This is a genomic window from Amphritea atlantica (genome assembly GCF_018860855.1).
Lineage (GTDB): Bacteria > Pseudomonadota > Gammaproteobacteria > Pseudomonadales > Balneatricaceae > Amphritea > Amphritea atlantica_A.
This window is the reverse complement of sequence record NZ_JAHKQE010000023.1, coordinates 81982-102280: the sequence shown is the minus strand read 5'-3', so window position 1 is coordinate 102280 and position 20299 is coordinate 81982. Positions and strand designations below refer to the sequence as shown.

Below are 20299 nucleotides of genomic sequence, written 5' to 3'. Positions count from 1 at the left end.
CGCCATTTAGCGGGATCGAACAGAACGCACTTCTTTGAGGTGCGTTTTTTTATACCGAGAAGAAAGCTGGGGATTCATATAATAAGTGCGACTCTGTTGTGGATAACCTCTATGCGTGTGTCAGGCTGGTTGTCGTGGTTAACTAAATTGTCGCTCTGAAAATCGCCGCCGCTTTCTCCTATTCCCGTCTTTCTATAAAATATTTCGCACACAGTGTTATATAGATGTGCGATTATTCTAACCAATGAAATAACTAACGGCGGAAACTGAAGTGGAGCATATGGATGTTGGCGAACGTTTAAAGGCGATTCGTAAAATGAATGGGCTTTCGCAACGGGAACTGGCGAAAAGGGTTGGGGTGACTAACAGTACCATCTCAATGATTGAGAAAAACGGCGTGAGTCCTTCTGTGAGTTCACTGAAGAAGGTCTTGTCGGGTATTCCCATCTCGATTGGTGATTTTTTTACTCTCGATATTGAGGAGATCGAGCCTGAGAGTGTGGTCTATAAAGCGGAAGAGATGCCAGATATTGGCTCTAATAACCTCAGTCTTAAATTGATTGGTGCTCGTCATAAAGGGCGCTCGATGGATCTACTGAGAGAACGTTATGAACCGGGTGCCGAAACCGGTAGTGAAATGTTGCAGCACCCAGGTGAAGAGGCGGGTCTTGTTATCAGTGGAGAGATCGAACTGACGGTGGGCTTTCAGGTCTATCACCTGAAAGCGGGAGATGGTTACTATTTCAACAGTCAGCGTCCCCATCGCTTTCGCAATATCTCCGATGAAGCATGCGAGATAGTCAGCGCGAACCCCTCGGTTTAAGTCTCTTTTGGTCGAACGTCAGTTGGTTGAGTTTCGGCAGTGGTTTTCGTGTCTAACGCTGGTTCATGGATGACCGCTTCTGTGGTCTCTTTATTGGGCACGGGGTGATCAAACTTTATGACCGCTTTTTGCAGAATAAGGGTGTTTGGGTAGGTGATGATTTCACCTTGACGCCGGATAATGACATGGAACAGAGTGATCTCATCAACGATACCGCTGATATCGTCGTCTTTATCCACGACCTTGATCGAGTCGCCTACTCGATAGGGGAAGCCAAAGAAGATGATTAAGCTAGCGGTGATGTTGCTGAGTATCGACCATTGGGCAAACATCGCTACGCCGATAATGGCAAACACCGATGACAAAAAGACCGATAGCTGAGCATATTGAATCCCCAATATGAGTGTCAGTAGTGTAAAAAAGAGTACGGTTAAGGCAATGTTGAGTGTTTTAGCGATATATTTGAGCCGGTATGGATCGGTGCCTTTGAGTTCCCCAAGCCGGTTGATATGACGGTTGATAAAACGTATAGCGAGGGCATATACCGCAATGACCGCCAAAACGATAACGTATTTCATCCTTAATTCCCTGACCTGTTTTGTGTTGATTGAGCGAGCGTTTCGCTGAGTTGATCCAGTTTGGAATGTAAGCGCATAACCTGTAGCTCGAGTTTCAGGTTGATCTCAAAAGTGGCGTCCTGTTTGATTCGATCTTTAGCGGCCTGACGGTTTTGCGACATCATAATGATGGGGGCCTGAAATGCGGCCAAACTGGAAAGCCCAAGATTTAATAGGATATAGGGGTAGGGGTCAAACGGTTGATCAATCAATAGATAACTATTGGTAACAATCCAGGCGATGATAAACATAAAGAACAATGAGATAAACCACCAAGAACCACCAAATCGGGCGACCACATCGGCAATTTTTTGTCCGGTGGTGAGGCTATCACTGTAAGCATCGTTGACGTTTTCAGAAACGGTCGTATGTTCGGCAATGCTGTTAATGACTCTTTGCTCATTTTCAGCGAGCGCGCTGTAATTTTGCCCTAATAAGGCTTTTGCTAGATTTTCAAAATAGCGTTTCATTACACTGTCCTTATGGTCAATTCATTGGCCAGTTGAAGATCATATTATTACTCAGCGGGTTATTGATCAGAATGATGACATACTACTTCAGTTATAACCCATTCTTTCTTCGTTAAATATTGTTTAGCCTGCCTCTGCTGCATTAATCGCGAAAAATTGATGATGGTGACGGCTTCGTATTATTGACGGTTTCGGGGTATTAACCTCTATAAAGAGAGAGCAATATGGCTTAATCCCAGTGATTAAAAGAAAAACCTTATTCTATTAAGGTTAATTGGATAGAATGAAACTACTATATATTAAGACCAGTTAATGCGAACAATACATCACTTGTTGTAGCCAACACGTACTGTTGTGCTGCTTCCTCTATCTGATGGGTTTCTGGCTTGGTATATCAGGTTGGATGGAGCGCGTGTGGCTAAGGAAAGCAAAAAATGATAATGAGTTATTTGTTTGGCTCGTTGAAATACCGACTTCTTTTGTTGATGCTTTTAGTCGCATTACCCGGTTTTTTGACGGTTATTATTCATGTGCAGCAACAACGCGAATCTGCGATTAATGTGAGTCGTGAGCAGGCTCGTTTTGTTGTCCAGCATTCGGTTTTGCATCAACAACTGTTGGTAGAAAATACTCGCCGTTATCTTGAGTTATTGGCGGATACGATACCGGTTAAAAAGCCTTCCGCTCCCGCTTGTTCTGCTTATCTCGCCAGCATTTTAAAATTGAACGCTGACTATATCAATCTGGGTGTTCCTGGTCATGACGGTGAACTGATCTGCAGTGCGCTTCCTCTTGAAAAACCTATATCTGTGGCCGATCGAGGTTACTTTAAACGCACTATTGAGAACCGCACCTTTGCTATCGGAGAGTTTCAACAAGACCGGGTCGCGGATGTGATCAGTATTAATTTTTCCTATCCCGTGATGGGTGATGATGGCGCTATTATTGGTGCTGTAGTGGCGGTTATTTCGCTTAACTGGTGGAGTAAATACCTCGCTGAATCTGGCTTACCCGCGGGCTCTGTGGCGGTGATTGCTGATGCTGAGGGTTTTACTATTGCGAACTTTCCATCAATAAGGGAGAAAATTGGTACCCCGGTGTCACCGTATTCTCAGCGAACTGCTGAAGAAAAAGGCCCTATTTTAGCGGATCAGGATGGTATCAGGCGGGTCTATTTCTCCGCTGAACTCTATAAAACGCCTTCTGGTCGAGTAATCTCAATGAGTATCGGTATCCCTGTGGAAAAAGAAATTGCCGCGGCTAATCGGCAGTTGTATTTGAGTTTATTGCTGATGTGTGGGGTTATGTTGCTCGTGTTGATGATGGCGATAAAAGGGTTGAAACGTGGCGTTCTTGACCCTTTGTCCCAGTTGACCCGTGCGACTCGGTTATTGTCACAAGGCCGCTTTAGCGATGTAACGCTGCCCCGGGCGGCACCTCAAATTATGCAGTTACATCACCAGTTTCAGGATATGGCGAAGAAACGTTTGCAAGCTGAGCAGCAAGCGTTGGAGCGAAACGAGGAATTGAACTCTGTTTTTCAGGCGTTACCCGATCTCTATTTTCGACTTGATGAAGAGGGCACTATTCTCGATTTTAAAGCGGATGTTGAATCTGACCTGTATGCCTCACCCGATGATTTTTTGCATAAACGGATGAGTGAGGTGATGCCTGAATCGGTTAATTTCATGAGCCATCTGCAACAGTTAAATGATCTCCAGCAATTAGTTGGTTGGGAATACAGTCTCGAACTTCCCAGTGGTAAAAAGTATTTTGAAGCGCGTCTTAATCGGATAGCGGGCTCTGGCCAGTCGGTGATGGTGGTGCGTAATGTGACCGCTAAAAAAGAAGCGGATGAGTCATTGGAGCTATCATCAATGGTCTTTCATTCGATGAGTGAGAGTATTTTAGTGACCGATGCCGACGGCTTAATTCTGGATGCCAATCCCGCTTTTACTCAGGCGTCGGGCTACAGTCTTGACGAGGTTGTGGGTAAAACCCCAGCCCTACTCAGATCAGGTTATCAAGATACAGGCGGTTATGAGGCTCTTTGGCAAGAGTTGACCCGAGAAGGAAACTGGGAAGGTGAGATCTACAATCTGCGCAAAAATGGCGAGATATACCCCGTATGGTTAACGATTAACACCGTTTATGACGAGGCGGGTCTACCGTTTCGACGCATCGCTATGTTTATTGATTTCACCGAGAAGAAACAGGCGGAGGAGATGATCTGGCAGCAGGCGCATATGGATATCCTCACGGGGCTGCCCAACCGAAAACTCCTCGGTGACCGGATTACCCAAGAGCTTGAGCATACCGACCGGGATGGCTTATCGACCGCTGTTTTACTGCTCGATTTGGATCTGTTCAAAGAGGTTAATGACACCCTTGGTCACGTCATCGGTGATCAGTTATTAATTCAGGTCGCCTCGCGCATCTCATCATGTGTTCGCTCGGTTGATACCGTGGCACGCCAAGGTGGGGATGAGTTTATCGTCATCCTCAGCCAGGTCAAAAACATGCATATGGTGAATTCTATCTGTGAAGACCTGTTGCAGACACTATCGTTACCCTATCTTCTCGGTGAAGAAACCGCCTACATTACCGCGAGTATTGGTATTACGCTTTATCCGGATGATGGTCGTAATGCTAATGATCTGCTCAAATCGGCGGATCAAGCGATGTATGCGGCTAAACAAAATGGTCGAAACTGTTTTCAGTATTTCACCCGTGAGATGCAAGAAGAAGCGGTGAAAAGAATGCGCTTGATTGCCGATTTGCGCCGGGCGGTAACAGAGCATCAGTTTGTCCTTTATTATCAGCCGCAGGTGTTGATGACCGATCGCTCTATTTGTAAAGCTGAAGCCCTTATTCGTTGGCAGCATCCGGAAAAGGGCTTAGTGATGCCCGATGAGTTTATTCCGACGGCTGAGGAATCGCATCTGATTCTGTCGATCGGTAGCTGGGTGTTGGAAGAGGCGACCAAAACGGTATTGATGCTGCAGCAGCAATACAATCCGGATTTTCAGCTGAGCGTCAATATCTCGCCGGTACAGTTTGAAAGTCTTGATAGCAATATATCGTCTTGGCTTGAACAGCTGAGTTCGATGGGGTTATCGGGTCAGTCAGTGGTGGCGGAAATCACAGAAGGGATGATGATGAGTCGTTCGACTGAAATTCGTGAGAAGATGAATGCCTTTAAAGCAGCCGGTGTGCAAGTCGCTTTGGATGATTTTGGCACGGGTTATTCCAGTCTGGCTTATATCAGCGAGTACGATATTGATTATCTGAAAATTGATCAATATTTTGTTAAAAATCTCGCCCTTTCATCAGATGCCTATACGTTGTGTAAAGCGATTATTATGATGGCCCATAACTTAGGTATTAAGGTGGTTGCTGAGGGAATTGAGACCGAACAACAGCATCGTCTGTTATTGGATCTAGGATGCGATTATGGTCAGGGTTATCTCTATTCAAAGGCCGTGGATCTTGATGCGTTTGAACAGTTGCTACGGGGGCAGCGAACTTAGATCGAAGCTAGATAGAAGGTCTGGTTGAAGCTGGGTAGAAGGGTTGGTCGAAGTACTGATAAATAAAACCAGATGAAAACGGATAAAAAAGCGGACGTCAATCTTATGCTAGCGATGATTGACGTCCGTAAAAGTTGAAGCCGAGAGGTCAGCTTCAAAACTGTTTAACTCGCTTTTAAGCGGAGGGATTTATTAAGCAAACATATCCTCTGCCGTTTCGCGTAGCACGTTCACTAACTGGTCAATATGATTCGCTTCAACAGTTAACGGTGGAGAGAAAGCAACGATGTTGCCCATGGTACGCACCATCACGCCGCGTTTGTAACAGCCTTTCTGGAAGTCTAAGCCGATGGGGCCATTGGCCGCGACTGAGGCATCAAACTGCACTGCGCCAACGAGTCCGTAGTTACGTACATCAATCACTTTGGGTGCATCTTTCAGGCTATGCAGAGCATTCTCGAAGTGAGTGCCAATCTCACCGCTGGCGCGGGTGAGCAAACCTTCTTTCTCATAGATATCCAGTGTTGCTAAGCCGGCAGCACAAGCGACTGGGTGAGCAGAGTAGGTATAGCCATGGTAAAACTCGATGCCACCGACCGCGACGTTATTAACAATCTGATCGTGAATTTCATCTTTAACGAATACCGCACCCAGAGGGATCGCACCGTTGGTGATACCTTTTGCCGAGGTGATCATGTCTGGCACCACATCAAACTCTTCTGAAGCAAAGGCTGAACCCAAACGGCCCCAGCCGGTAATGACTTCATCAAAGATCAGCAGAATATCGTATTGATCACAGATGTCACGCATACGCTTGAGGTAACCCTGTGGCGGCATAATAACGCCACCGGCACCACTCATCGGTTCAATGATGACTGCGGCAATGCTCTCAGCGCCGTGGAAGTTAATCAGTTGCTCAAGTGCTTCGGCTTTATCGATGCCCTGTTCTGGCAACCCTTTGCTAAACGCATTATTAGCGATGTCCAGTGTATGAGGCAGGTGATCCGTTGGCAGCAGTGGGCCAAAGCCAACACGGTTAGGTGTCAGGCCGCCGACAGAGATACCACCGAAGTTAACACCGTGGTAGGCCAGTTCACGACCAAGAAACTTAGTTTTACCGCCTTTACCGCGGGATTTTTGATATTGCAGGGCGATCTTCAGGGCAGACTCAACCGCTTCTGAACCGGAGTTAGCGAAGAACACCTTATTCAGAGACGCTGGCGTATGTTTGATGAGGCGGTTGGCAAACTCAAAACCGATCTCATGGCCAAAGTTAAACGGTGAAGCATAATCCAGATTGCACAACTGTTTGCTAACGGCATCAGCGATCTCGGTACGGCCATGACCGGCATTAACACACCAGAGCCCAGCAGTGGCATCAAGAATTTCTTGGCCCTCATTGGTGTAATACATTACACCTTCAGCGCGCTCGATAATACGCGGCTCGTTTTTGAAGTCCCGGTTAGCCGTATATGGCATCCAGAACGCATCCATATTGATGTTTGTGCTCATGAGAAAACCCTGTTTAGGTTATTAGTATTGGCCGTTGCTGATGTCAGCTCAGCTGGAAGGTTAATCGTTGAACATTAAAGCCGAGTTTTAGCAGAGGACTTTAAGGTTTAACTGAATGGCCTTATGGCGCCATAGTAGCGTCAGTGATAAAGTCTTATAAATAACAAACATTGAATGCTTACTTTAGTGTTTATAAAACTTTATATCAGAGGCTCAGATGGTCGGCAAAGCACTACAAAGTATGGGCAAAGTGGGGGATTTTGAGATTCGCCTGCTGCGGGTTTTTAAAACGGTGGTTGAGTGTGGCGGTTTCTCGGCGGCGGAGGTTGAATTGAATATCAGCCGTTCAACGATCTCGGTACATATGTCCAATCTTGAAGCGCGGCTCAAGCTTAAACTGTGTCAACGGGGGCGTTCTGGATTTGCCCTGACCGAGGAAGGTTTGACGATCTATAACGCCACTCGACAACTGTTTTCCCGCTTGGCGGAGTTTCGTTCCACGGTTAATGCGCTGCATCAGCAGATGACCGGTGAAGTTCGGATTTTAACCTCGGATACCATCAGTCTCGATGAGCGCTGTGGTCTCGATGTGGTGTTGGCTGAGTTTGCTGCATTAGCACCGGATGTGTATATCAGCTTTGATACGGCTCCTTTAGGCGAGATCGAACGGCGCGTTATTAACGGTGATGCGGATGTCGGTTTTATACCTCACCATCGTGATATTGAAGGGTTGGATTTTCTGCTGATGTATAAAGATAGGTCGCAGCTTTATTGCGGCGATCGTCACCCATTGTTCCACGAGCAGGATGAGGCGGTGCTTAACGAAGCACTAAAATCCTGTAAATTGGTACATGCAGGGGTACTGACAAGCCCAGAAGCGAATATGCAGCTGGGCGAGATGAACAAAGCAGCTGAAGCCTATTACTATGAAACGCGGGCGACCATGATTCTGTCGGGCGTCTATGTTGGTTTCTTGGCGGAAAAGTTTGCTCAACAGTGGGTCATGCGGGGCCGCATGCGCGCGCTCTTGCCGGATACGCGGTTTTATAATCTACAGGTGGCGGCGATCAGTCGTCGTACAGGGCCTTTAAATAAGCCTCGTGATCTCTTTATGGAGTTGCTGAATCAACATATTCACGGCACGGCATAAGTCGCTTATTCTTTTAACCATTCGTTGATCTGCTTAATCAACCAATCGGGTTGGTCGTGGGGCAGGTCGTGACCCGCTTCGGGATGGTTAAAATGGGGCATATGCCAGCGGGTTGAAAGCTGTTCTGAACACCGGGGGTTAATTAACTTATCTTTGGCGCCGCTGAGGAGTAACACGGGTTTTTTCGGCGGATAAGGCTGAATGCCACATTTAACCGCGAGTTGTAGCTGCCGCCGGACATTACTAAAGCTGAGTGGGTATTCTAATTGATACATTTGCCAGAATGTTAATAGTTCATCACGACCCTGTTGCCGTTCGCAAGTTAGCTCAAATAGCGCTTTCTCTCGTGGGTAACCGGTGCTGAACATCGCCCGTATCACTTTTGGCCATGCATTCGGTTGTAAGCGCAGCGGTAAACTGTGCTCAGGGGACAGGCTACAGTTAACCAAGACAATACCGCGCAGATCATCGGGGTACTCTTGCATCCAGTGGTAAGCAATCATACCCCCTAGAGATAAACCGAGCAGATACACCGGCTGCTCTGGGCGGTGCCGACGGTGTAGGTCATTGATTAATTCATTCACTGAGGTCGGGCAGGGGTGCCGGTAGCGTTTGCCATTACCAGGTAGGTCTATGCAGCTGACCTGAGTGTTGGGTAATCGTTTTTGCATCTGTTCTGGGAAGGCGCCCCAGTGCCGACTTTCGCGACATAATCCTCGTAGTAATATCCAGTGTTGTTTAGCCATATTGATATTGTTTCACCTCCGCTTAATAACGCAGTGGATACATCAGCGTATGCGGTAGCTAAGTGCTTCAGGCAGCGACAAGGATGATCTGCTTGCCGTCCGTCTCAGCGTGGTTATTGCTAGGCATCGCTGATAACTCAGTTAAAGTGTAGTCGGAAAAATAGATCATCGCGGTTGTTTGCTTTGGTTTTAGTGATGGCTAGGTAAACTGAAAGCATAAAAAAAGGAGGCCGTAGCCTCCTTCGATATAACCTATGGGTTATTTTTGTTTCGCAAAGTATTCACGGGTCAGTTTGAATACCACTGGGCTTAATAGCGCAAGGGCAATCAAGTTTGGAATCGCCATCATGGCATTCAGGGTATCGGCCAATAGCCAGATGAAATCGAGGCTAACACCCGCACCGAGTGGTACAGCAATGATCCACAGGATGCGGTAAGGGACGATGGCTTTAATGCCAAACAGAAACTCAACGCAACGCTCGCCGTAGAAAGACCAGCCGATAATGGTGGTGAAGGCGAAGATGGCCAGCGAGATGGCAACGAGATAGTTACCAACACCGGGCAGTGCTTGGGAGAAGGCAGCAGATGTTAGCGCCGCACCGGAAACCCCAGAGGTCCATTCGCCGGAGGTGATGATAACCAAACCGGTGATGGTACAGATCAAAATAGTATCGATAAAGGTACCCAGCATTGCGACTAAGCCCTGACGGACGGGGTCTTTTGTTTGCGCTGCCGCGTGGGCGATAGGCGCAGAACCTAGACCTGCTTCGTTGGAGAAAATACCACGGGCCACACCGAAACGGATCGCCATCCAGATAGCTGCACCAGCAAAGCCACCTTCAGCGGCACTCTCAGTAAAGGCATAGGTGAAGATTAGGTTTAGCGCTGCAGGAATGGCATCGGCGTTGATCGCCAGTACTGTTAAACCAGCCACGAGATAAGCAATGGCCATCACCGGTACTAAGGCACCCGCAACGCTACCAATGCGTTTGATACCGCCGATCAGAACAGCGCCCACCAGTATCATCAAAATCAGACCGGTGACCCAAACATTGAGTCCGAAGTTCGATTGAATAACGTCGGCCACAGAGTTGGACTGTACTGTATTGCCGATACCGAAGGCGGCAACGGAACCAAAAATAGCAAAGGCGGTACCCAGCCAAGCCCAGTTAGAACCCAAGCCATTTTTGATATAGTACATCGGGCCACCGACATGGTTGCCCTCTTCATCAACTTCACGATATTTAACCGCGAGTACGGCTTCCGCATACTTGGTGGCCATGCCGACCAGTGCTGTACACCACATCCAGAAGAGTGCGCCAGGACCGCCGAGGAAAACCGCGGTGGCAACACCCGCGATATTACCGGTACCGACGGTGGCTGAAAGAGCGGTCATCAGTGCCTGAAAAGGAGGAATTTCGCCCTCTTTAGCCGCTTCGCCTTCAGCCGAACGACCACTCCATAATAGTTTAAAACCGGTTCCTAGTTTGAGAATTGGCATTAGTTTCAGACCCAACATCAGAAACAGCCCAACACCTAAAATCAGAACCAACATCATCGGACCCCAGACAATGCTGTTAATCGAGCCGATGATTGACGTAATAGCTTCCATATGAACTCCATAATTATTGTAATGTTCCCAACCGGCAGACTTATGATCAGCGGTTGGGAAGGTGACCGTTTATGACGGTCGCTTGCTGGATGCTGAGTATCACGATAGAGCTTGAAAGCCTCTCTCTTTACTCTCTTCCTCCAACGATATCGACATGGTTGCTGTCGGTATCACTCAGGCTAGACAAGTGGTCTGGCCTAAGATCACACCGCACCGATCCATCATCCGTGCGGCTGTGAATACTTTAGCGGTTAGCGAGTTGCTCGCCCCGCTGTTGAAATTTTTGCATCTCCTGTGTTGGTACGAACAATCCACCGGTTGTCCATACCAGGTGGGTTGCATTATCCATAACCGATGTTAGCTGTTGCTGTTGTTGATAGGTTTTACCTTGGGCCGTCTGGGTTAACCAGCTAGGGCCAGAAAAACCGGCTGCCGCAGAGGGTTCTATCTCAATCGCTTCACTGTGTTTCAGCTGGTATAGGGCGAGAAATAGCTCATCATCGGTGACCGTGAATATTCCACTCAGGAGAGTATCCATGACCGAACAGACCCAACCAGAGGCCATGCTGACGGCTAAGCCATCCGCCTCGGTAGCTACATTAAGGCCAACCTGATAGACCGATTCGGGATGCAATTTATCTTCCGCCTGCATACCTACAAGAACGCAGGGCGCTTCGACCGGTTCGGCAAAAAAACAGTGAACGTGTGGCCCGAAAACCTGTTTGAGGCCGAAGTTAATGCCACCAGGGGCGCCGCCAACGCCGCAAGGTATATAAACAAAGAGGGGGTGTTCGGCATCGACAGCAATCTGTTGGTCTGCGAGTTGCTGTTGCAGCCGTAAAGCCGCCACCGCGTAGCCAAGAAAGAGTCGGGGGGAGTTTTCGTCATCGACAAAGTAGCTGCTAGGGTCGGCGTTGGAGGCATTGCGTCCCGCTTCAACCGCCGCACTATAATCATTGCTGTGCTCGATAACCGTGACACCTCGGTCGCGTAGCCGTTGTTTTTTCCACTGCTTGGCTTCTACCGACATGTGCACCACTGACTTGAAACCCAGCGCCGCGCTGATAATACCGATACTGAGCCCTAGGTTGCCGGTACTGCTGACGGCGATCTCATAGTGACTGAACAAGGCTTTGCATTCGGGGCTGAGTAGGGCGAGGTAGTCATCCGCAGTGCTATGAATGATGTTATTTTCTAAGGCGAGCTGTTCCGCGTGGCAAAGCACTTCATGGATACCGCCGCGAGCTTTAACCGATCCTGCGACAGGTAAGGCATGATCCGCTTTTATTATTAGCTTGCCTGATAGATGGGGATAATACTGTTGTTGCAGTTGGGGCGCAGGGAGTAGTTTTGATTCGATTAATCCCTGTTGCGATGTTAATTCTGGAAACAGCTGTTGTAGTAGCGGAGCAAACCGTCGCAGGCGTTGATCCGCTTGATCAATATCATTGCGGGACAATTCGCATGGATACTGAGCTTCTTCTGCTTGATAGTTAGGATTTAACCAGAGAAGAGGCTCGCCTTTATGAAGCGATTGTCCTAGAGCGGTATCAATAAGCGGGTTCATAGGGTGCTCTGCATTTATTATGTTTGTATAGGCAGTGGGGTATTTTCTAGTCTAAAGTCTGGCTAAACAAACGATCATTTCTATTGTATGGTTAAGTTTGACTAACTAATTTAAAACACAATAAAAAATATTCCTATGCATATCAATAGTCAAATCCTCGCGGCCATGCGCACCTTTGAGGCGGCAGCACGATTACGGAGTTTCAGTCAGGCCGCCAGCGAATTAGCCATTACCCCGGGGGCGGTCAGTCAGCAGATAAAAAACCTTGAGAGTCAGGTCGGGGTGACACTGTTTATCCGTCATACTCGTCAAGTAGAGTTAACGATTCAGGGATTGCAGCTTTATGAATCGGTTAGGCCGGCGTTACTCAGTCTAGAAAGTTGTTTGAGCCGCATTAAACGTGTCGATCCAGAGGGCAGTGTTCGCTTACGTTCAATACCCTCTTTTGTGTTTAAGTGGCTTATTCCCCGTTTGGGTGGTTTTCAGAAACGTTACCCCGATATTCGTATCGATATGATTGCCGAGGGAAGTCTGCTCGACCTACAGCAGTGTGATTTTGATATCGCTATCGATTACGGTGTGGGCCATTATCCGGGCTTAAGTTATTCGCGGATGATGGATGAAAATCTGTTTCCGGTGGTTAGCCCTGAATATTTTAGTGATATCGATTGGCAAGCCCCTGGGGCACTTAACTGGGTACCTTTGTTACATGATACCGCGCCTTGGCAAGATGCCGAGCCTGATTCCGAGTGGCGCTATTGGTTGCAGGCCAGTGGTATGAATGATATTGAAACCGAGCGCGGACATTATTTTAACCGTGGTGATATGGCGATTAAGGCGGCGGAGTCTGGGTTAGGCGTGGCCATCGCACGAGAGTCGTTGCTAACCGATGAGATTATCCGTGGTCGGTTATTTGCGCCCTATGGTCGGCAGCAATGTCGTTGTGCCTACTATATTCTCTATGCCCATGGGGCATTGAGTAATCCGAGTATTAAAGCGGTACATGATTGGTTGATGGAGGTCGGCAGTCAACCGGGCTGAGGCAGTCCGGTTGCCGATCAAAAATCACCACTGTTGAGTTTCCTCGTATGTTACCGATGGCGTTATTAGGTTTAACCCCGAGGCTGAACCGGATTGATCGGTAGGCTAAGGGATTCTTTAACCTCTTCCATGACAATATAACTCTTTGAGTTTTTCACACCGGGCAGTGTTAATAGCATTTCGCCCAATAGGGCGCGGTATTCCGACATGTCGGCAATACGTGCTTTGATCAGGAAATCGGCATCACCGGAAACCAGATGACATTCGAGCACATAGGGCAGGGAAACCACGGCTTTATTAAACTTAAGAAACGCATCGGGGGATTGGTAAGAGAGGGATATCTCCACAAACACCAGCATCCCATAGCCCATTGCTTGTGGATCTATACGGGCGTAGTAGCCCTGAATCAGTCCATCTTTTTCTAAGCGTTTCACCCGTTCCATGCAGGGAGTGGTGCTCAGGCCAACAATATCAGCGAGATCAACATAGCTGATACGACCGTTTTCCTGCAGGGTTTTCAGAATGTTCAGGTCTATCTTATCGAGTTTTCGTTTTTGTTTTGTATTCATAGTGTTACTTTGCCCGTCATTCCCAAGGAAGGTAAAAATTTTTATTGATGCTATTTTGCAGGGTAATATTTTTGAAAATAGTTTAAATACAAAAAAATAATCTGTCAAAGATACAATACACTAGTTGAATCATATGTTGGTGATAAGTATAAGAATGGATAGGATTCTTTGATGAAAATTTTGATTTTGGGTAGCGGTGTCATTGGCGTAACCAGCGCATGGTACCTGGCCAAACAGGGCCATCAGGTGACCGTCGTTGATCGGCAGAGTGGACCTGCGTTAGAGACCAGTTATGGCAATGCGGGTCAGATCTCGCCGGGCTATTCTGCGCCTTGGGCTGCACCAGGTGTACCACTTAAAGCGATTAAGTGGATGATGCAAGATCTGGCGCCGTTGATGATCAACCCAAAGGTGAATGCTAACACGCTTAAGTGGATGACCAAAATGCTGGCCAACTGCACAGAAGCATCATACCACACCAACAAAGCACGCATGATGCGTCTGGCTGAGTATAGCCGTGATTGTTTCAAAGATCTGCGTTCTGAAGTCGAAATTGATTATGAAGGTCGCACCGGCGGTACCTTGCAGGTGTTTCGTAGCCAAAAGCAGCTGGATGCGGCGGCTAAAGATATTGTTGTACTGGATGAGTGCAACGTCGATTATGAGGTGCTCGACCGTGATGGTTGTGTTGCCCGAGAGCCTGCACTGGGCTATGTGAAAGATAAAATTATCGGTGGTTTGCGCTTACCAGGCGATGAAACCGGTGATTGCTTTAAATTCACCAACGGACTCGCTGAAGAGTGTAAAAAGCTGGGTGTTGAATTTAAGTTTGATACTGAAATCGAAGGGCTGATCAGTGATGATCAGGATATTGTGGGCGTTAAAACCAATCAAGGAACGCTGACTGCGGATCGCTACCTGATGTGTTTGGGTAGCTACAGTACTTTGTTGTTGGCCAATGTGGGCGTTGTTGTCCCCGTTTATCCCATCAAAGGTTATTCGCTGACACTGCCGATTATTGATGAATCTAGAGCGCCGGTTTCCACGGTGATGGATGAAACCTATAAAGTAGCCGTCACCCGTTTTGATGACCGTATTCGTGTCGGTGGTACCGCTGAAATCACCTCTTACGATACCTCGCTGCAGGAAAAGCGGCGTAAAAATGTTGAGTTTACCGTCGGTGATCTGTTCCCCGGTGGTGGTGATCTTGAGAAGGCTGAATTTTGGACCGGATTGCGGCCGATGACGCCGGATGGTACGCCGATTCTGGGTGCTACTCGCTATCCTAATCTCTACCTGAATACTGGGCACGGCACCTTAGGTTGGACTATGTCACTGGGGTCTGGGAAGTTTATTGCCGATGTCATCAGTGGTAAGCAAACTGATATCGATCCTGAAGGTTTATCGGTTACCCGCTACGGTCGAAAGTAGACCGTTATTTTTTGAGCACAGAGGTTTTTATTACGCACCTTGCGAAGATTTACTATACCTCTGTGCTCAGTTTTTTTTACCCGTTATAATTAGCGGCCCCTGATTCGGCATGCGGACTCATGGAATCGACTCACTACTGGGTTGATCGCCACTGATTTAATTAAGTATTTATTATTGGAATTTACATCATGACAACAAAGACAATCATCGCGACTGAAAATGCTCCTTCTGCTATCGGTACTTATTCACAGGCTGTAAAAGTCGATAACACCGTTTATATGTCGGGTCAGATTCCGCTGGTACCTGCAACTATGGAAATGGTGACCGAATCTTTTGAAGCTCAAGCCGTTCAGGTGTTTGAGAACTTGAAAGCGGTTGCTGAAGCAGCAGGTGGAACGATGAATGATCTGGTTAAAGTCAATATTCTACTGACGGACTTGGCTAACTTTGCCACCGTTAATGAAGTGATGGCGCGTTATTTTGCGCAACCATATCCTGCCCGTGCCGCTTATGCTGTTAAGGCGCTGCCAAAGGATGCGGATATCGAAGTTGAAGCGGTTATGGTTATCGCTTAAATAACCAGTTAACGTGCCTGGTTGCCTGTTGAGGAAAAGGCAGGTAGCCGACCGGAACAGAGGGTAAAGTAAACTAGAATGAGTCGAGCAGCTAAAATTACAGTTGATCTGGATGCTATCCGGCACAACTACCGACTGGCACGTTCCCTGAACACTGCGGGTCATGCGGTCGCTATTGTCAAAGCTAACGCTTATGGGCATGACGCAATCGAAGTCGCTAAAGCGCTGGAAGCTGAAGCGGACGCCTTTGGTGTGGCCTGCCTTGAAGAGGGTGCCGAGCTGATTGAGGCCGGTATTCAGAAGCCGGTGTTGCTTCTTGAAGGCTATTTTGACGTCAGTGAGTTGGATTATATCAGTGAGCACGGTGTTTGGTGCGCAGTGCATAGTCTTGCTCAGATTGAACAAATTGCTCAGGCTAAACTGAGTAAGCCGATTACCGTCTGGTTAAAAATGAACTCTGGTATGAACCGTTTGGGCGTACATCCAGATGATTATCAGGCCGCCTTTAAACGTCTGAAGCAGTTGGATAATGTTTCCGATATCGTCTTGATGACACACTTCTTTAACTCTGATGAGCTGGACAAGGCGGATACCGACAAGCAGTTGGCTGTGTTTAATAAAGCCACTGAAGGCCTTGATGCGCCTCACTGTATGGCTAACTCGGCTGCCGTGTTGGCATGGCCTAGTGCACGCCGTGATTGGATGCGTCCAGGGTTGATGTTATATGGTTCAACGCCGTTTCCTGAAGCTCAGGAGAATGCCGATAAATTGATTCCGGCGATGACGTTAACCTCCGAAGTCATTGCGGTACGTGAAGTTCAGGCCGGTGAAACGGTTGGCTACGCGGGTAATTTCTGTGCGGATAAACCGACCCGTGTGGGTACGGTTGCGATGGGTTATGCCGATGGCTATCCTCGTCACGCGGTGACGGGTACGCCGGTTTGGGTGAACGGTCAGCGCAGTCGTATTATCGGTCGTGTTTCAATGGATATGCTGGGGATCGACCTAACCGGTATTGAGGGAGCTGATATCGGTACAGAAGTTGAATTCTGGGGCAAAAATGTCACCGCAGCAGAGGTAGCAACCTACTGTGATACGATCCCTTATACACTGTTTACCGGTATTACTCGTCGAGTGTATAAACACTATTTAAATCGTTAAGTGTGAATATATTTATAAAACCGGCCCTGTGCCGGTTTTTTTATGCGCTGAAACAAAAATATAGCGACACTGCGATGATAATAACGGGGATGGCTTCTGTATTCAGGCAGGGGTAATCTAGCGTCAACGATGATAGCGAGATAATGATCTGCTGTGGCGATCATGGATAACAGTCTAATGAGGTGTGCAATGAAATTTACCCAAGGAGTGCGTCAATTTTTAGCACTGGTCTGTTTTACCGTTGTTGCGACGACGGCTCAGGCGAGCAGTGTCTGGAAGGTGAGCTCCGGTGACAATGTGCTGTATTTAGGGGGGACGGTGCATGTTTTACGTCAGCGAGATTATCCCTTGCCGGTTGAGTTTGATCGGGCGTATATCCGTGCCGACCGTTTGGTTTTTGAAACCGATCTTGCGCAACTACAAACCGCGGATGTGCAGCAGCGAATGCAGCAGGCCATTCGCTATGGTGATGGATCAGGCTTATCGCAGCGTATTTCAGCAGGGCTCTATCAGCGTTTAGAGAAAGTCTGGCAGCAGTATGGTCTGCCGGTTGAGGCGTTGAATGGCTTGCGGCCATCGGGGATTGTGATCACCCTGACCATGCTCAATCTGAAACAGACCGGCGTGGATGCTCAAGGGATTGATGACTTTTATCACTCGCGGGCGGTGAAAGAGGGTAAGCCGGTATCGGGGTTAGAAACCGTTGATCAGCAGATCGGTTTTTTGGCGTCGATGGGTGAGGGGGATGAAGAAACCTTTATGCGGATGTCGTTAGATGAACTCGATGAGGCAGCGGCTTTTGTCGACGATATTCTTGCTGCATGGCGTCAAGGGGATCTTGATAGGCTGGAGCATCTCATCGTGGAGGATATGCGGCGGGAATCACCGGCGCAATATCAGACCTTGCTGGTGGGGCGCAACCAACACTGGATGCCACAGATTAAGGCGATGCTACGTGATCGTCCGGTTGAGTTTGTGTTGGTAGGCAGTGGTCATCTGGCGGGGCATGAAGGATTGATTAAGCAGTTACAGTTGGCGGGGTACCAAGTTGAGCGGGTGCAGTAAGTAATAGTGTTAGCACGTATTAAGTTGTCTTAGTACGTGCTTTTTTAGCGAGATCGCGCCTTAAAAATAATGCAGAAACTTGGCTTAACTAGCCATTTGCAGGTGTTGATTCTCACCGAGTAGCTTCAACAGTTGTAACTTGCCGGCGGGGTCTTTACGGGTAACGACCTCACCCTCTTTACGAAAGTGAACATCACGTAAACGGGAAAGCCAGAAACGCATTGCCGCTACCTGCAACATACGGCTGAAACTACGCTGTTCATCACTGTTTAGCGGGCGGATGCTCTGATAGCTGTCGAGTATCAACAAGGCTTTGTTGAAATCATAGGTTGCGCTGCTTTCGTCATAACACCAAGCATTCAGCGTGATACAAAGATCATAGAGATAGGGTGCTGAACAGGCATGATAGAAATCGATCAGGCCGCACAGTTGATCACCTTCAAACAGGGCGTTATCCGGAAATAGGTCAGCGTGGATCGGGCCGCTGGGTAAAGTATCCCAAGCGATCTGTCCGGTATCCTGTAGATTGTATTGCAGTATCTGCTGCTCTTCTTCAGGCAGATGAGGCACTAACTTATCCCCTAAGTCTGCACACCACTGATGAATATGTATGGCTTGCGCTGGGCTGAGTGAATCGGCGAGGCGGTGCATTTTGGCGAGCGTTAAACCGATAATACTGGCTTGCTGATCGTTGGGATTGTCTAAGGGCGCGCCTTTTAAGCGAGACATCAACACGGCAGGACGGTCGTTTAGTTCACCGTAGAGTTTACCGCTGTTGAGATGGATCGGGCTAGCACAGGCAACACCGTTGCCTGTGAGGTGTTCAATATAATCAAGAATAAAGGGTAACTGAGCCGTACTCACTGATTCGACCAGCGTTAGCACAAAACTGGCTTCATCGGTGGTGACGAAATAGTTAGTGTTTTCAACACCGGCTTCAATGCCCTGAAAATCAATAAGTTGACCTACAGAATACTGTTGTAGGTAGCCTTCAAGTTGTTCACGGGTGACGGGTGTATAAACAGACATCATCAGTTCCTTTATTCTTGTTCGCTGCGTGCTTAGTTAATCTATTGTGATCAGCGCTACGCAGCGAGGCGTACCCGAGCGTTAGCCGCGGAAATAGCGCTGTTCGATGAACGGTATTTTAGCGACCGTCATAGGAAGCTGTTTACCGCGAACCAGAGCATATACTTCTGTTTCTAGCGCAGCATACTCAGTTGCGACATATCCCATCGCAATTGGAACACCCACGGTTGGGCCAAAGCTGCCGCTGGTAACTTCACCAATTTTGACGCCATCGGCGTTCTGCAGCTCAGCTCCTTCACGGATAGGCGCTTTGCCCTGAGCGATCAGGCCGATACGCTTACGGCTGTAGTTTTTGTTAGCGATTTGATCAAAGATCTTGTCAGCACCAGGGAAACCACCGGCACGTTCACCATCGGCACGACGACATTTGCTGATCGCCCAGATCAGGCTGCCTTCGATCGGCGTGGTGTTTACATCTAAGTCATGTCCGTAGAGACACAGGCCGGATTCAAGACGCAGCGAATCCCGTGCACCTAGACCAATACATTCGACTTCTGGTTGTGCAATAAAGAGACGACACAGACGTTCAGCTTCAGCGGCAGGAATAGAGATTTCATAGCCATCTTCGCCGGTATAACCGGAACGGCTAACGAAGCATTCAACACCATCGATGGTCACTTGGCGAGAATCCATAAATACCATCGCATTCACAGCAGGGCAGATGCGTGACAGTGCTTGAGCGGCTTCTGGCCCTTGCAGGGCAACCAGTGCGCGGTCATCCAATACTTCGAGTTCTACGCCTTCACCGAGGTTCGCCTGCATATGAGCGATGTCTTGTGCTTTACACGCAGCGTTAACAACCACATAGAGGTAATCACCGGCATTGGTAACCATCAGGTCATCCATAATGCCGCCCTGTTCATTGGTGAACAGCGCATAACGCTGCTTGCCAACCGGCAGGTCAATAATATCGACGGGAACCAGTTTTTCCAGTTCAGCGGCGGCGTTGGCACCACTGAGTTTTACTTGACCCATGTGGGACACATCAAACAGACCGGCGTGTTCACGGGTGTGGATATGTTCCTTTTTAACCCCCAACGGATACTGAACGGGCATTTCAAAGCCTGCAAAAGGGACCATCTTGCCGCCCAGTTCGAGATGCAGATCATAAAGCGGTGTTTTGTTCAGTTCAGACATGAGTGTCTCCATTATTGATGTGCTTTTAATGTCATTAGGGTGAATCGTAATCAACGCGAGTCTGGGCCTGTTTGGCGTAGCAGATTAGGCGTTAATCGTCAGTAATGATGCTATGGTAATAGAATATGTTTCCAATAGGAAACAAAATTAATTCAACAGGAAATATTTTGCAACAGAAAAGTTACGCATAGAGGATAGTTGCTG

17 protein-coding genes are annotated in these 20299 nt (G+C 48.0%); 8 read left to right on the top strand and 9 right to left on the bottom strand.

The window, feature by feature from the left end:
• The first annotated feature begins 280 nt into the window (after nucleotides 1-280).
• Nucleotides 281-823 (top strand): cupin domain-containing protein, encoded by a 543-nt coding sequence (locus tag KO512_RS10735; protein WP_215952501.1) that lies wholly within the window; start codon nucleotides 281-283, stop codon nucleotides 821-823.
• On the opposite strand, the gene KO512_RS10730 is transcribed toward KO512_RS10735, so the two are convergent.
• Together KO512_RS10730 and KO512_RS10725 are read right to left on the bottom strand one after the other, a co-directional pair.
• A complete protein-coding gene (locus KO512_RS10730; RefSeq protein ID WP_215952345.1) occupies nucleotides 820-1401 on the bottom strand; it encodes a mechanosensitive ion channel domain-containing protein in 582 nt (193 codons plus the stop codon). The two genes, KO512_RS10735 and KO512_RS10730, sit on opposite strands and share 4 nt — an antisense overlap.
• Before the next feature lie 2 nt (nucleotides 1402-1403).
• Nucleotides 1404-1910: a DUF1003 domain-containing protein gene (locus tag KO512_RS10725; RefSeq protein WP_215952344.1), complete on the bottom strand. Its 507-nt coding sequence runs from the start codon at nucleotides 1908-1910 to the stop codon at nucleotides 1404-1406.
• Nucleotides 1911-2344: 434 nt separating this feature from the next.
• Here KO512_RS10725 and KO512_RS10720 point away from each other — a divergent pair, with 434 nt between their 5' ends.
• A complete protein-coding gene (locus KO512_RS10720; protein WP_215952343.1) occupies nucleotides 2345-5440 on the top strand; it encodes a bifunctional diguanylate cyclase/phosphodiesterase in 3096 nt (1031 codons plus the stop codon).
• A 192-nt stretch (nucleotides 5441-5632) separates the two neighbouring features.
• Here KO512_RS10720 and KO512_RS10715 read toward each other — a convergent pair whose 3' ends face one another.
• Nucleotides 5633-6952 carry an aminotransferase class III-fold pyridoxal phosphate-dependent enzyme gene (locus tag KO512_RS10715; RefSeq protein WP_215952342.1) on the bottom strand — a complete coding sequence of 440 codons (1320 nt, stop codon included), beginning with the start codon at nucleotides 6950-6952 and terminating at the stop codon, nucleotides 5633-5635.
• A 217-nt stretch (nucleotides 6953-7169) separates the two neighbouring features.
• Between KO512_RS10715 and KO512_RS10710 the strand changes: the two genes are divergently transcribed.
• Nucleotides 7170-8102, top strand: a complete 933-nt coding sequence (locus tag KO512_RS10710) for a LysR family transcriptional regulator (protein WP_215952341.1) — start codon at nucleotides 7170-7172, stop codon at nucleotides 8100-8102.
• A gap of 5 nt (nucleotides 8103-8107) precedes the next feature.
• Here KO512_RS10710 and KO512_RS10705 read toward each other — a convergent pair whose 3' ends face one another.
• From KO512_RS10705 to KO512_RS10695, 3 genes are all read right to left on the bottom strand, one after another.
• On the bottom strand, nucleotides 8108-8848 hold the full coding sequence (locus KO512_RS10705; RefSeq protein WP_215952340.1) for an alpha/beta fold hydrolase: 741 nt from the start codon (nucleotides 8846-8848) through the stop codon (nucleotides 8108-8110).
• 259 nt (nucleotides 8849-9107) lie between these two features.
• A complete protein-coding gene (locus KO512_RS10700) occupies nucleotides 9108-10460 on the bottom strand; it encodes an alanine/glycine:cation symporter family protein (RefSeq protein WP_215952339.1) in 1353 nt (450 codons plus the stop codon).
• A 244-nt stretch (nucleotides 10461-10704) separates the two neighbouring features.
• Nucleotides 10705-12027, bottom strand: a complete 1323-nt coding sequence (locus KO512_RS10695) for a D-serine ammonia-lyase (protein WP_215952338.1) — start codon at nucleotides 12025-12027, stop codon at nucleotides 10705-10707.
• A gap of 135 nt (nucleotides 12028-12162) precedes the next feature.
• Here KO512_RS10695 and KO512_RS10690 point away from each other — a divergent pair, with 135 nt between their 5' ends.
• The gene (locus KO512_RS10690) at nucleotides 12163-13068 is read left to right on the top strand and encodes a LysR substrate-binding domain-containing protein (RefSeq protein ID WP_215952337.1); all 906 of its coding nucleotides are present in this window, start codon (nucleotides 12163-12165) and stop codon (nucleotides 13066-13068) included.
• 71 nt (nucleotides 13069-13139) lie between these two features.
• On the opposite strand, the gene KO512_RS10685 is transcribed toward KO512_RS10690, so the two are convergent.
• On the bottom strand, nucleotides 13140-13637 hold the full coding sequence (locus tag KO512_RS10685; RefSeq protein ID WP_126158210.1) for a winged helix-turn-helix transcriptional regulator: 498 nt from the start codon (nucleotides 13635-13637) through the stop codon (nucleotides 13140-13142).
• 171 nt (nucleotides 13638-13808) lie between these two features.
• Here KO512_RS10685 and KO512_RS10680 point away from each other — a divergent pair, with 171 nt between their 5' ends.
• From KO512_RS10680 to KO512_RS10665, 4 genes are all read left to right on the top strand, one after another.
• Complete coding sequence (locus KO512_RS10680; protein ID WP_215952336.1) at nucleotides 13809-15068, top strand: D-amino acid dehydrogenase; 1260 nt, start codon at nucleotides 13809-13811, stop codon at nucleotides 15066-15068.
• Nucleotides 15069-15256: 188 nt separating this feature from the next.
• On the top strand, nucleotides 15257-15643 hold the full coding sequence (locus tag KO512_RS10675) for a RidA family protein (protein ID WP_215952335.1): 387 nt from the start codon (nucleotides 15257-15259) through the stop codon (nucleotides 15641-15643).
• Nucleotides 15644-15721: 78 nt separating this feature from the next.
• The gene (gene alr / locus KO512_RS10670; protein ID WP_215952334.1) at nucleotides 15722-16804 is read left to right on the top strand and encodes an alanine racemase; all 1083 of its coding nucleotides are present in this window, start codon (nucleotides 15722-15724) and stop codon (nucleotides 16802-16804) included.
• 189 nt (nucleotides 16805-16993) lie between these two features.
• Nucleotides 16994-17869, top strand: a complete 876-nt coding sequence (locus tag KO512_RS10665) for a TraB/GumN family protein (RefSeq protein ID WP_215952333.1) — start codon at nucleotides 16994-16996, stop codon at nucleotides 17867-17869.
• An 84-nt stretch (nucleotides 17870-17953) separates the two neighbouring features.
• Here KO512_RS10665 and KO512_RS10660 read toward each other — a convergent pair whose 3' ends face one another.
• Both KO512_RS10660 and gcvT read right to left on the bottom strand, forming a co-directional pair.
• Nucleotides 17954-18898, bottom strand: coding sequence for a homoserine kinase (locus KO512_RS10660; protein WP_215952332.1), 945 nt, complete (start codon nucleotides 18896-18898; stop codon nucleotides 17954-17956).
• Nucleotides 18899-18979: 81 nt separating this feature from the next.
• Nucleotides 18980-20095 carry a glycine cleavage system aminomethyltransferase GcvT gene (gcvT, locus tag KO512_RS10655; RefSeq protein WP_215952331.1) on the bottom strand — a complete coding sequence of 372 codons (1116 nt, stop codon included), beginning with the start codon at nucleotides 20093-20095 and terminating at the stop codon, nucleotides 18980-18982.
• Nucleotides 20096-20299: the final 204 nt, after the last annotated feature.

Coding starts and splice junctions, on each gene's coding strand:
- KO512_RS10735 (WP_215952501.1), top strand. CDS start 281: ATGGATGTTGGCGAACGTTTAAAGGCGATTCGTAAAATGAATGGGCTT.
- KO512_RS10730 (WP_215952345.1), bottom strand. CDS start 1,401: ATGAAATACGTTATCGTTTTGGCGGTCATTGCGGTATATGCCCTCGCT.
- KO512_RS10725 (WP_215952344.1), bottom strand. CDS start 1,910: ATGAAACGCTATTTTGAAAATCTAGCAAAAGCCTTATTAGGGCAAAAT.
- KO512_RS10720 (WP_215952343.1), top strand. CDS start 2,345: ATGATAATGAGTTATTTGTTTGGCTCGTTGAAATACCGACTTCTTTTG.
- KO512_RS10715 (WP_215952342.1), bottom strand. CDS start 6,952: ATGAGCACAAACATCAATATGGATGCGTTCTGGATGCCATATACGGCT.
- KO512_RS10710 (WP_215952341.1), top strand. CDS start 7,170: ATGGTCGGCAAAGCACTACAAAGTATGGGCAAAGTGGGGGATTTTGAG.
- KO512_RS10705 (WP_215952340.1), bottom strand. CDS start 8,848: ATGGCTAAACAACACTGGATATTACTACGAGGATTATGTCGCGAAAGT.
- KO512_RS10700 (WP_215952339.1), bottom strand. CDS start 10,460: ATGGAAGCTATTACGTCAATCATCGGCTCGATTAACAGCATTGTCTGG.
- KO512_RS10695 (WP_215952338.1), bottom strand. CDS start 12,027: ATGAACCCGCTTATTGATACCGCTCTAGGACAATCGCTTCATAAAGGC.
- KO512_RS10690 (WP_215952337.1), top strand. CDS start 12,163: ATGCATATCAATAGTCAAATCCTCGCGGCCATGCGCACCTTTGAGGCG.
- KO512_RS10685 (WP_126158210.1), bottom strand. CDS start 13,637: ATGAATACAAAACAAAAACGAAAACTCGATAAGATAGACCTGAACATT.
- KO512_RS10680 (WP_215952336.1), top strand. CDS start 13,809: ATGAAAATTTTGATTTTGGGTAGCGGTGTCATTGGCGTAACCAGCGCA.
- KO512_RS10675 (WP_215952335.1), top strand. CDS start 15,257: ATGACAACAAAGACAATCATCGCGACTGAAAATGCTCCTTCTGCTATC.
- alr (WP_215952334.1), top strand. CDS start 15,722: ATGAGTCGAGCAGCTAAAATTACAGTTGATCTGGATGCTATCCGGCAC.
- KO512_RS10665 (WP_215952333.1), top strand. CDS start 16,994: ATGAAATTTACCCAAGGAGTGCGTCAATTTTTAGCACTGGTCTGTTTT.
- KO512_RS10660 (WP_215952332.1), bottom strand. CDS start 18,898: ATGTCTGTTTATACACCCGTCACCCGTGAACAACTTGAAGGCTACCTA.
- gcvT (WP_215952331.1), bottom strand. CDS start 20,095: ATGTCTGAACTGAACAAAACACCGCTTTATGATCTGCATCTCGAACTG.